Below are 11,395 nucleotides of genomic sequence, written 5' to 3' on the forward strand. Positions count from 1 at the left end.
ATAACAATAAAACAAACATTTTCATAAAAAAAGTTACGCACAGGATTTTAAAAACAGGTAATAGGAATTAGAGAATAAAAAAATGCACTTTATCGATTTGATAAAGTGCCTTTTTCTTTTTATTTAGATGGAGTAATAACAATGTACCGATGTGGTTCAGATCCATCTGAAAATGTCTTAACCCGTTTATTTTCAGATAACGCAGAATGAATAACTTTGCGTTCATAGGATGGCATCGGCTCCAAGGCCACGTCTTTCCCCGTTTTTACGGCCTTTTGAGCAAGACGATGAGCTAATTGAATCAACGTCTCATTCCTGCGGTTTCGGTAGTCTTCAGCATCCAAAATAACGGTCAAATATCGATTGGACGAACGATTGATGACAAGCTGAGTCAAATACTGCAAAGAATTTAAGGTTTGTCCTCTTTTTCCGATTAATAGAGCAATCTTTTCCCCTGTTAAAACAAAATTAACTTGTTTTCCTTCACGTTTTACTTCAATTTCAACCGGTGCTCCCATTTGTTCACTGATGCTTTTCAGGAAATTTTGGGCTTCCTCAATTGGATCAATGATTACGGTAACTTTTACCACTGCTGGGCGTGAACCAAAAATACCAAAGATCCCTTTTTTTCCCTCATCGATAATGTCGATTTCTGCGCGGTCCTTCGTTGTTTGTAATTGAGCTAAAGCTGATTCTACTGCTTCTTCGACATTTTGTCCTGTAGCAGTTACCTGTTTCACTTCTTTGCTCCCCCCGCATTGCCCGTGGATTGCGCCTTAAGTTCCGGGCCTTTTATAAAATAGGTTTGAACAATCATAAAAATATTTCCGACTACCCAGTACAACGAAAGTGCAGCTGGAAAGTTAAATGCAAAAATGACAATCATAATCGGCATCATCCAAACCATCATCGCCATTTGTGGATTTTGATTTTCTGTACCGGCCATCATCATTTTTTGCTGGATAAACGTCGTAATCCCTGCAACGATCGGTAAAATATAATAAGGATCCTTTTCTCCCAAGTCAAACCATAAAAAACTGTCCTGAGCGATTTCCCTTGTTCTCGAGATTGCATGATAGAAACCAATTAAAATCGGCATTTGAATGATTAATGGAAAACATCCGGCCATCGGGTTTACACCGTTTTTTTGGAAAAGTGCCATTGTTTCCTGCTGTAATTTTTGTTGTGTCTTTTGATCTTTAGAGCTGTATTTTTTTCTAAGTTCCGTTAACTGCGGCTGAAGTGCCTGCATCGCCTTCGAGCTTCTTGTCTGCTTAATCATAAGCGGCAAAATAACCAGGCGGATGAGGATGGTTACAACAATAATCGATAATCCAAAGCTTCCGCCAAGCAAATGAGCCACTTCTTTAATAAACCAAGATAATGGATATACAATGTATTGATTCCAAAACCCTGTACTTTCTGATGTGATCGGCTGCTTAATCTGACTGCATCCCGTTAAGAACAGGAATAAAGAAAGCATCCCCGACAAAAGTAATATTCTTTTTTTCAACCAAATTTCCCTCCTTGTCCAAGATATAAATATTTAATAAAAAAATGTTATTTATGTATATTTTTACTTATAAGTATTTTACCATTTTCCTGTATAAAATGTCTTATTACAAAGTAAAAAAGGGAAATACTCACCTTTATGTCCTTTTAACGTTTCTTTAAAACCTTTCCCACCTTTAAAACATGCGTTAAGCTCTTTTTTACTTCAAAGAAGTCCATTTCCGCTGCAGGTTTTCTCGCGATAATGATGTAATCATTTTCTGCATGGAGCTGATCCTTTAATTCAAAAATTGCCTGTCGAATATATCGTTTTATTTGGTTTCTGGTAACGGCATTTCCAATTTTTTTGCTGACCGACAAGCCAATTCGAAAATTTTCCTGGCCCTCTTTTCTTAATGAGTAGACAACAAATTGTCGATTTGCAAAGGAAACCCCCTTTTGAAAGGCTTCTTGAAACTCTTTATTTTTTTTGACCCTTAATTCCTTCTTCATCAAAACACCCTCAGTCTGAATAGTCTCAGTAATATTTTTCCCCTTAAATTAGAAAAAAGACCACTGAGACGTTTCAGTGGTCTAAGCTGATAATACTTTTCTTCCTTTTAGACGACGGCGAGCAAGAACTTTACGTCCGTTTGCTGAGCTCATACGACTGCGGAAACCGTGAACTTTACTATGCTTACGTTTATTTGGTTGATATGTTCTTTTCATTATATGACACCTCCCTGAGGAATAGCTATCAAGCTTAATGCCTTTGACAGTCTTATTTATTATAAAGAGGTCTACATAAGATTGTCAACCACCCTCCAGCTATTGTTCCTTATTTCCAATTTTTTTATCATACATGATTTTGCCGTTTTTTTTTAAAACTAAACTCAAGGGATCAGTTTATCCTCATATTTTTCTCTTGTGGATAAGTAATCGACAGTTTTTTTGCACCTTTCACAAGTTATCGACAGTTTTTTCACAAAGCCAATACTTGTGGACAATTTTTACCCACAGGACACACCTCTTGTGGATAAACTACGAAAAAGCATTGCACCTCTTGCTATTATTTGATATTATATTTGTGTTTTCACTCTGAATAACTTTGTCCTAATTTATCTTTATCCACAATTTGTGGATATCTTGTGGATAGGTTGTTCAAGCGTACTGCAGAAACTTGTCCACAGGAAGTGGATATTGTCGAAACTCCACTTTATTTCCTTATTATATATTTTTCCACAACCACTGTTTCGTATATTTATAAATTAATAGATTGTACAGCTTGTATAACTTGGTTTTTCACGGAACTTTCGGGGCTAGACTTTATTATTTAAAGTGAAGTTACACGATTTATCATTTTGAAAAGGAGGGGAAACTCGTTGGAAAATATTGCGGATCTTTGGAATGCAGCGCTGGCTAATATAGAGAAAAAAATCAGCAAGCCTAGCTTTGATACCTGGCTAAAGTCGACAAAGGCTCATTCCCTACAAGGAAATCTCCTTGTAATCACAGCACCGAATGAATTTGCGCGTGATTGGCTCGAGGAGCGCTATTCCCAGTTAATCGCAGGTATTCTCTATGAAATTACTGGAGAAGAGCTATCTGTGAAATTTATTATTCCGCATAATCAAAATGAGGAAGAAATGGATGTACCAGCGCCTCCAAAAAAGGCAAAAAAAGAAGAAGATCAAAATGACTTTCCGCAAAACATCTTAAATCCTAAGTACCTTTTTGATACGTTCGTAATCGGTTCAGGAAACCGTTTTGCTCATGCAGCATCGCTCGCTGTAGCTGAAGCACCGGCAAAGGCCTATAATCCTTTATTTATATACGGTGGAGTAGGATTGGGTAAAACCCACTTAATGCATGCGATTGGCCATTATGTATTGGATCATAATCCATCGGCAAAAGTCGTTTATTTATCATCAGAAAAATTTACAAATGAATTTATAAACTCGATTCGTGACAATAAAGCTGAAAGCTTTCGAAATAAATATCGAAATGTTGATGTCCTGCTAATAGATGATATTCAATTTTTGGCTGGAAAAGAATCAACCCAAGAGGAATTCTTCCATACTTTTAATGCTCTTCACGAGGAAAGCAAACAAATTATTATTTCAAGTGACCGTCCGCCAAGAGAAATTCCAACCTTGGAAGACCGTCTGCGTTCACGTTTTGAATGGGGGCTCATTACCGATATTACACCGCCTGATCTCGAAACAAGGATTGCCATCCTCCGCAAGAAAGCAAAAGCAGAAGGATTGGATATTCCGAATGAGGTCATGCTTTACATCGCCAATCAAATTGATTCAAACATCCGTGAACTCGAAGGTGCGCTTATTCGAGTTGTCGCTTATTCATCATTAATTAATAAGGATATCAATGCAGACTTAGCAGCAGAAGCATTGAAGGACATCATTCCAAGCTCAAAACCGAAGGTGGTTACCATTCTTGATATTCAAAGAATTGTCGGTGAACAGTTTGGCGTTAAACTGGAGGATTTTAAAGCAAAAAAACGGACTAAGTCAGTTGCTTTCCCGAGGCAAATTGCGATGTATTTATCACGGGAATTAACGGACCACTCCCTCCCAAAAATAGGAGAAGAGTTTGGCGGCAGAGATCATACTACCGTCATCCATGCCCATGAGAAAATTTCAAAAATGCTGCAGAGTGATTCACAGCTGCAAAAGCAAATGAAAGAATTAAATGAACTGTTAAAGGTTTAAATTACTCGGTTAATTATGTGAATAACTTTTACCCATTCATGCACAGTCTGTCCACATGTGGATAGGCTGTGTTTCCTTTGATAAAATAGGGTTATCCACATATCAACAGGCCCTACTAGTACTTCTACTATTTTTTTAAAAAATATTATTATATGTTATCGTCATTAAAAATATGCTTAATCGGAGGAATTTCTAAAATGAGATTTATCATTCAACGGGACCGCCTCGTTCAAAGTGTTCAAGATGTGATGAAGGCAGTCACTTCCAGGACAACCATTCCAATCTTAACGGGAATTAAAATTACTGCTGCAGAGGAAGGGGTTACCCTAACAGGAAGCGACTCTGATATATCGATTGAATCTTTTATTCCAAAAGAGGAAGCTGAGGATGAAATCGTTGAGATCCTACAAACCGGGGCCATTGTTTTGCAAGCAAAGTTTTTTAGTGAGATTGTAAAGAAGCTCCCGACAGATACTGTTGAAATTGAAGTACTTGGTTCGCTGCAAACGGTTATTCGTTCAGGAAAATCTGAATTTAACTTAAATGGTCTTGATGCAGAGGAATATCCACATCTTCCGCAAATTGAGGAAAATAATAAATTCCATATTGCAACAGATCTATTAAAAGCAATGATCAGGCAAACAGTTTTCGCTGTGTCCACCTCAGAAACACGCCCCATCTTGACAGGTGTAAACTGGAAGATCGAAAATGGGGAGTTAACCTGTATTGGTACAGATAGCCACCGCTTGGCATTAAGGAAAGTAAGAATTGAAGCAGAAAATAGTGAAACCTATAATGTGGTAATCCCAGGGAAGAGTTTGAATGAATTAAGTAAGATTATTGATGATTCCAATGAATTAATTGACATAGTGATAACAGAAAATCAAATTTTGTTTAAAGCGAAACATTTATTGTTCTTCTCAAGACTGTTAGAAGGTAACTATCCAGATACTTCCCGACTAATTCCAAATGAAAGCAAAACGGATGTAACTGTAAATACAAAGGCATTCTTACAGGCTATTGATCGTGCGTCTTTGCTTGCTCGTGAAGGTAGAAATAATGTTGTTAAATTCACAACAAATGAGGGAGGAATCATCGAAGTTTCTTCTAATACACCTGAGGTTGGTAAGGTCGTCGAAGAGATTCAAAGCCAATCGATTGAAGGCGAAGAATTAAAAATTTCCTTTAGTGCAAAATATATGATGGATGCGTTAAAAGCATTGGAGGGTACTGATATTTGTATCAGTTTTACCGGAGCGATGCGCCCATTCCTGATTCGCCCGCTTCATGACGAAACAACTCTGCAACTAATTTTACCGGTAAGAACGTACTAAAAATACCTAAGTACTGGATCTGGATCCTTTTCAAAGTCCAGGATGAATTTTCATAAAAAAGTATAGAGCTGCCACAATAAATGGCAGCTTTTTTAGATTTTTTTGTATCTAACTGATTTTTTTAGTAAAATAAAGTATTGAGACCATTTTTTGAAAAGAGTGATTAATTATGTCTGCCAAAATAGAAATAGATACAGAATTTATTACATTAGGGCAATTTCTTAAATTAGCGGATGTGATCCAAACCGGTGGAATGGCAAAATGGTTTTTAAGTGAGCATCAAATTATTATCAATGGTGAACAAGATCAAAGAAGAGGAAGAAAACTTCGTCAAGGGGACAAAGTGGAAATACCCGGATTCGGAGAATTCCTTATTACGGAAAAATAGAGGATGTTACGTTCATGTATATTGAACAATTAGCCTTAAAAGATTATCGGAACTATGAAACATTATCCGTTGAATTTGAAAATAAAGTAAATGTTATCTTGGGTGAAAATGCCCAAGGGAAGACCAATGTAATGGAGTCCATCTATGTTTTAGCCATGGCTAAATCCCATCGGACCTCAAATGACAAAGATCTTATTCGTTGGGATCAAGAGTATGCTAAAATAGAGGGTAGAATCCAAAAACAGTATAGTTCTTTGCCTCTGCAACTGGTGATCTCCAAAAAGGGGAAAAAGGCAAAGTGCAATCACATTGAACAACAGAAATTGAGTCAATATGTCGGGAACCTTAATGTCGTTATGTTTGCGCCAGAGGATTTAAACTTGGTAAAGGGCAGTCCACAGGTAAGAAGGCGCTTTATAGATATGGAAATTGGTCAGGTATCACCAGTCTATTTACATGATATGAGTCAATATCAAAAAATACTTCAACAGCGGAATCATTTTTTAAAAATGATGCAAATAAAAAAGCAGTCTGACCAAACAATGCTCGAAATATTAACGGAACAGTTTATTGAAACAGCGGTAAAAATTATTAATAAGCGATTTGAGTTCCTGCAGCTGCTTCAAAAGTGGGCAGAGCCTATCCATAGCGGCATCTCTAGAGGGCTAGAAACGCTTAAAATTGAGTACAAACCATCAGTGGATGTATTAGAAGGCCAAGATTTGTCGAAAATGGTAGCATCCTTTGAGGAAAAATTCAACAAGGTTAAAACAAGAGAGATAGAACGCGGGACAACTTTGTTTGGTCCCCATCGTGACGATCTATTGTTTTTCGTCAATAATCGGGATGTGCAAACCTTCGGATCACAGGGGCAGCAGCGGACAACCGCTCTTTCTGTTAAACTTGCCGAAATTGAATTAATTCATTCACAGATTGGCGAGTTTCCAATCTTACTCCTTGATGATGTGTTATCAGAATTAGATGACTATCGTCAGTCACATCTGCTAAATACCATTCAAGGAAGGGTTCAGACCTTTGTAACAACGACAAGTGTTGATGGAATTCACCATCAAACATTAAAAGATGCTTCAACATTTGAAGTAGAATCCGGTGTGATCAAGAAAGTGGATTGAGGTGGGAGTGTGTATATTCATATTGGGGAGGATTTAAATATCAGGGCAAGGGACATTATATCTATTCTAGATAAAGAGAGTGCAAAATCTTCTGTGATGGTAGAGGAGTTTTTACACCAGCATGAAGATAAAGTCATTAACCTTTCAAAAAACCCCTTTAAGTCGGTTGTAATAACATCCGACAAAATTTATTTATCCCCTATTGCTTCCGGGACCTTAAAGAAACGTTCAAGTCAAAAGAATTTATCGGATTAATAAATTACGAATAAATAATCTTCTAGCTTTTAAATAGATTGACTTTGTAAGAAAGTGCAGGTGAAAAGCTTTGACAATGGAACAAAACACAGTTCAAGAACAAGCATATGAAGCTGACCAGATACAAGTATTAGAAGGACTCGAGGCTGTTCGAAAAAGACCGGGGATGTATATTGGTTCGACAAGCGGAAAAGGCCTCCATCATCTTGTTTGGGAGATCGTTGATAATAGTATTGATGAGGCTTTGGCGGGATATTGTACTGAAATTAATGTCATCATTGAAAAAGATAACAGTATTACCGTAAAGGATAATGGCCGGGGAATCCCTGTTGGAATCAGGAAAAAATGGGAAGGCCTGCTGTTGAAGTTATCATGACGGTACTTCACGCCGGAGGGAAATTTGGCGGCGGCGGATACAAGGTATCAGGAGGACTACATGGTGTAGGTGCTTCCGTTGTAAATGCGCTGTCAACGGAACTTGAGGTTTTTGTTCATCGGGACGGTCATATTCACTATCAAAAGTATGAACGCGGAGTTCCAGTTGCCGATTTAAAGATCATTGGGGAAACCGATATAACCGGTACAATTACACGTTTTAAACCGGACGGAGAAATTTTTACCGAAACATTGGAATACGATTACGATACCCTCGCAACACGGATTCGTGAGCTTGCTTTCCTTAACAGGGGCTTAAGAATAACCATTGAGGATAAACGTGTTGAAAATAAAAAGAGTGAATACCATTATGAAGGCGGTATTAAATCGTATGTTGAACATTTAAACCGCACAAAGGAAGTCATTTTTGAAGACCCAATTTATATCGAGGGTGAACGTGACGGAATTAGTATCGAAGTGGCCCTTCAATATAATGAGGGATATACAGAGAGTATCTACTCCTTTGCAAACAATATTCATACTTACGAAGGCGGAACACATGAGTCAGGCTTTAAAACCGCTTTGACGAGGGTTATAAATGATTATGCTCGGAAAAATAGTTTAATTAAAGAGGCAGATGCCAATCTTTCAGGTGAAGATGTTCGGGAAGGTCTAACAGCTATAGTTTCGATTAAGCACCCTGATCCGCAATTTGAAGGGCAAACCAAAACCAAGCTTGGCAACTCTGAAGTAAGAGCTATTACAGATGCCTTATTTGCAAGCCATTTCGATAAGTTTCTTATGGAAAACCCTATAGTAGCGAAGAAAATTGTTGAAAAAGGTTTAATGGCGGCTAGAGCAAGACTAGCGGCAAAAAAGGCGAGGGAATTAACAAGACGTAAGAGTGCTTTAGAAGTATCCAGTTTACCTGGGAAATTAGCGGATTGTTCTTCAAAGGATCCTTCAGAGAGTGAATTATATATTGTTGAGGGTGACTCAGCGGGTGGTTCAGCGAAGCAAGGTCGTGACCGTCATTTCCAGGCAATTTTACCTTTAAAAGGGAAAATCCTTAATGTTGAGAAGGCACGCCTTGATAAGATTCTCTCTAATAATGAGGTACGGGCCATGATAACCGCCATAGGAACTGGAATTGGGGAAGACTTTGACATTTCAAAAGCACGTTACCATAAAGTTGTTATTATGACAGATGCAGACGTCGATGGTGCACATATTCGTACACTAATTCTAACGTTCTTTTACCGGTATATGAGGCAAATTCTGGAAGCGGGTTATGTCTTTATCGCCCAACCACCTTTATATAAGGTACAACAAGGTAAACGAGTCGAGTATGCTTATAATGATAAAGAATTGGAAAAGGTTTTTGCAGTGCTGCCAAGTGCACCGAAGCCGAATGTCCAACGTTACAAAGGTTTAGGAGAAATGAATCCGGAACAGCTATGGGAAACCACAATGGATCCTGCTAATCGCAGCATGCTTCAAGTAAATCTTGAGGATGCGATAGAAGCAGATGAAACCTTTGAAATGCTTATGGGTGAAAAGGTAGAACCGCGCCGTAATTTTATTGAAGAAAACGCAAAATACGTTAAGAATTTAGATATCTAAACAGCTCCAGCGCCTCGATGGATTGCAATAAGACAATAAGAAAAGAAAGCAACATGCTAGATTGATTAAAAGGGTAGAGGGGTGACCACTATCCTCCTTTTTTCGTTTACCTGCCTATCAGCGTGAACGTTTTAAGGCTATTTTCACCCCGAATAGGAGGTTTTCAAAAAATGTCTGAAACATCAAATCCTCAAATTAAAGAAATAAATATTAGTCAGGAGATGAGGTCATCTTTCCTTGACTATGCAATGAGTGTTATTGTTTCCCGTGCACTTCCAGATGTTCGTGATGGGCTGAAACCGGTACATCGCCGTATACTTTATGCAATGCATGATCTTGGGATCCACGCGGACAAACCCTATAAAAAATCAGCCCGTATCGTTGGTGATGTAATCGGTAAATATCATCCACACGGTGATTCAGCTGTTTATGAAACAATGGTTCGGATGGCCCAGGATTTTAACTATCGCTATATGCTTGTTGACGGCCACGGAAACTTTGGTTCGGTAGACGGCGACGCGGCTGCAGCGATGCGTTATACAGAATCAAGAATGTCTAAAATCTCTATGGAATTATTACGAGATATCAACAAAGATACGATTGATTATCAGCCAAACTATGATGGCGAAGAAAAAGAACCAGTAGTTTTGCCTGCTAGATTTCCTAATTTATTAGTGAACGGTACAACGGGAATTGCAGTTGGTATGGCTACCAATATCCCTCCTCACCAGCTTGGAGAAGTCATTGATGGGGTGTTAGCTGTCAGTCATGATCCAGAAATAACGACCCAAGAATTAATGGAAATCATCCCCGGACCTGATTTTCCAACAGGAGGTATTATTCTTGGACGAAGTGGAATCCGTAAAGCATACGAAACTGGCAGAGGTTCTATCACTCTCCGTGCAAAAGTAGAAATTGAACAAAAATCAAATGGTAAAGAAGTTATCATTGTTAATGAGTTACCATACCAAGTAAATAAAGCAAGGCTAATTGAAAAAATTGCTGAATTGGCCCGTGATAAAAAAATTGAAGGGATAACAGACCTAAGGGATGAATCCGACCGCAGAGGGATGCGTATTGTTATTGAGGTTCGTAAGGATGCAAACGCAAACGTTCTTCTAAATAACTTATATAAACAAACCGCACTGCAAACTAGCTTTGGTATCAATACCTTGGCCCTGGTAGACGGACATCCGAAGGTATTGAATCTTAAACAATGTTTAGTTTATTATCTAGATCACCAAAAGGTAGTTATTCGCCGCAGAACTGAATTTGAATTACGCAAGGCAGAAGCGCGTGCTCATATTTTAGAAGGATTGCGTATTGCCCTAGATAACTTAGATGCGGTAATTAACTTAATTCGCAGCTCGCAAACAACGGAAATTGCCCGGGAAGGCTTAATGACTCAATTTAACCTTTCTGAAAAGCAAGCTCAAGCTATTTTAGATATGCGTTTGCAACGTCTAACAGGGTTAGAAAGAGAAAAGATTGAGGAAGAATATCAGGGTTTAGTTAAGCTCATTGCGGAATTAAAGGCAATTTTAGCAGATGAAGAGAAGGTTCTAGAAATTATCCGTGAGGAACTACTAGAAATTAAAGAACGTTTCAATGATACACGCCGTACCGAGATTGCCACAGGCGGAATTGAAAATATTGAGGATGAGGATTTAATCCCAGTTGAAAATATTGTCATTACCTTAACACATAATGGCTATATTAAACGCCTTCCTGTCTCAACTTACCGTGCCCAAAAACGGGGCGGCCGTGGTATTCAGGGAATGGGAACGAATGAAGATGATTTTGTTGAACATCTCATTACTACATCCACACATGATACGATTCTCTTCTTTACAAACAAAGGAAAGGTATACCGATCAAAAGGATATGAAATTCCGGAATACAGCCGGACGGCTAAAGGAATTCCAATTATTAACCTGCTCGGTGTGGAAAAAGGAGAATGGGTGAATGCAATCATCCCTGTTGAGGAGTTTGTAGATGATTGGTTCTTGTTCTTTACAACAAAAGAAGGAATCTCAAAACGATCACCATTAACATCGTTTGCTCATA

Annotated in this window: 10 protein-coding genes and 1 pseudogene (1 of these 11 running past the window's edge); 7 read left to right on the forward strand and 4 right to left on the reverse strand. The window is 38.3% G+C overall.

Annotated elements, in window-relative coordinates; all coding sequences use genetic code 11:
* Nucleotides 1-119: 119 nt before the first annotated feature.
* From jag to rpmH, 4 genes are all read right to left on the reverse strand, one after another.
* Nucleotides 120-740, reverse strand: a complete 621-nt coding sequence (jag, locus tag RCG21_RS02535; protein ID WP_133332789.1) for an RNA-binding cell elongation regulator Jag/EloR — start codon at nt 738-740, stop codon at nt 120-122.
* Nucleotides 737-1,483, reverse strand: coding sequence for a YidC family membrane integrase SpoIIIJ (gene spoIIIJ / locus RCG21_RS02540; RefSeq protein ID WP_231510793.1), 747 nt, complete (start codon nt 1,481-1,483; stop codon nt 737-739). Before spoIIIJ ends, jag begins: the two co-directional genes overlap by 4 nt.
* 176 nt (nt 1,484-1,659) lie before the next feature.
* The gene (gene rnpA, locus RCG21_RS02545; protein ID WP_133332788.1) at nt 1,660-2,004 is read right to left on the reverse strand and encodes a ribonuclease P protein component; all 345 of its coding nucleotides are present in this window, start codon (nt 2,002-2,004) and stop codon (nt 1,660-1,662) included.
* An 81-nt stretch (nt 2,005-2,085) separates the two neighbouring features.
* On the reverse strand, nt 2,086-2,220 hold the full coding sequence (gene rpmH, locus RCG21_RS02550; protein WP_007084526.1) for a 50S ribosomal protein L34: 135 nt from the start codon (nt 2,218-2,220) through the stop codon (nt 2,086-2,088).
* A gap of 653 nt (nt 2,221-2,873) precedes the next feature.
* Here rpmH and dnaA point away from each other — a divergent pair.
* The 7 genes and pseudogenes from dnaA to gyrA form a co-directional block, all read left to right on the forward strand.
* Entirely contained in the window at nt 2,874-4,220 is a 1,347-nt protein-coding gene (gene dnaA / locus RCG21_RS02555; protein ID WP_133332787.1) for a chromosomal replication initiator protein DnaA, read from the forward strand.
* A gap of 197 nt (nt 4,221-4,417) precedes the next feature.
* A complete protein-coding gene (dnaN, locus tag RCG21_RS02560) occupies nt 4,418-5,554 on the forward strand; it encodes a DNA polymerase III subunit beta (protein WP_133332786.1) in 1,137 nt (378 codons plus the stop codon).
* 169 nt (nt 5,555-5,723) lie between these two features.
* Nucleotides 5,724-5,942, forward strand: a complete 219-nt coding sequence (rlbA, locus tag RCG21_RS02565) for a ribosome maturation protein RlbA (RefSeq protein ID WP_026573834.1) — start codon at nt 5,724-5,726, stop codon at nt 5,940-5,942.
* Between the two features lie 14 nt (nt 5,943-5,956).
* Complete coding sequence (gene recF, locus RCG21_RS02570) at nt 5,957-7,075, forward strand: DNA replication/repair protein RecF (protein WP_026573835.1); 1,119 nt, start codon at nt 5,957-5,959, stop codon at nt 7,073-7,075.
* 9 nt (nt 7,076-7,084) lie between these two features.
* On the forward strand, nt 7,085-7,330 hold the full coding sequence (remB, locus tag RCG21_RS02575; protein WP_133332785.1) for an extracellular matrix regulator RemB: 246 nt from the start codon (nt 7,085-7,087) through the stop codon (nt 7,328-7,330).
* A gap of 76 nt (nt 7,331-7,406) precedes the next feature.
* Nucleotides 7,407-9,328, forward strand: a pseudogene (gene gyrB, locus RCG21_RS02580) (DNA topoisomerase (ATP-hydrolyzing) subunit B).
* Nucleotides 9,329-9,498: 170 nt separating this feature from the next.
* On the forward strand, nt 9,499-11,395 hold the 5' portion of the coding sequence (gene gyrA, locus RCG21_RS02585; RefSeq protein ID WP_133332784.1) for a DNA gyrase subunit A. It continues 647 nt past the right edge of the window; 1,897 of the gene's 2,544 nt are visible here — the first part of the coding sequence; its start codon is at nt 9,499-9,501; the stop codon falls past the right edge of the window.

The sequence above is a fragment of the Bacillus salipaludis genome, assembly GCF_030938565.1.
In the GTDB taxonomy this organism is placed as follows: domain Bacteria; phylum Bacillota; class Bacilli; order Bacillales; family Cytobacillaceae; genus Neobacillus; species Neobacillus salipaludis_A.

Bases quoted from the DNA above. Each gene is read 5' to 3' on its own strand.
- rpmH (WP_007084526.1), bottom strand. From the start codon at position 2,220: ATGAAAAGAACATATCAACCAAATAAACGTAAGCATAGTAAAGTTCAC.
- rnpA (WP_133332788.1), bottom strand. From the start codon at position 2,004: ATGAAGAAGGAATTAAGGGTCAAAAAAAATAAAGAGTTTCAAGAAGCC.
- spoIIIJ (WP_231510793.1), bottom strand. From the start codon at position 1,483: ATGCTTTCTTTATTCCTGTTCTTAACGGGATGCAGTCAGATTAAGCAG.
- dnaN (WP_133332786.1), top strand. From the start codon at position 4,418: ATGAGATTTATCATTCAACGGGACCGCCTCGTTCAAAGTGTTCAAGAT.
- rlbA (WP_026573834.1), top strand. From the start codon at position 5,724: ATGTCTGCCAAAATAGAAATAGATACAGAATTTATTACATTAGGGCAA.
- recF (WP_026573835.1), top strand. From the start codon at position 5,957: ATGTATATTGAACAATTAGCCTTAAAAGATTATCGGAACTATGAAACA.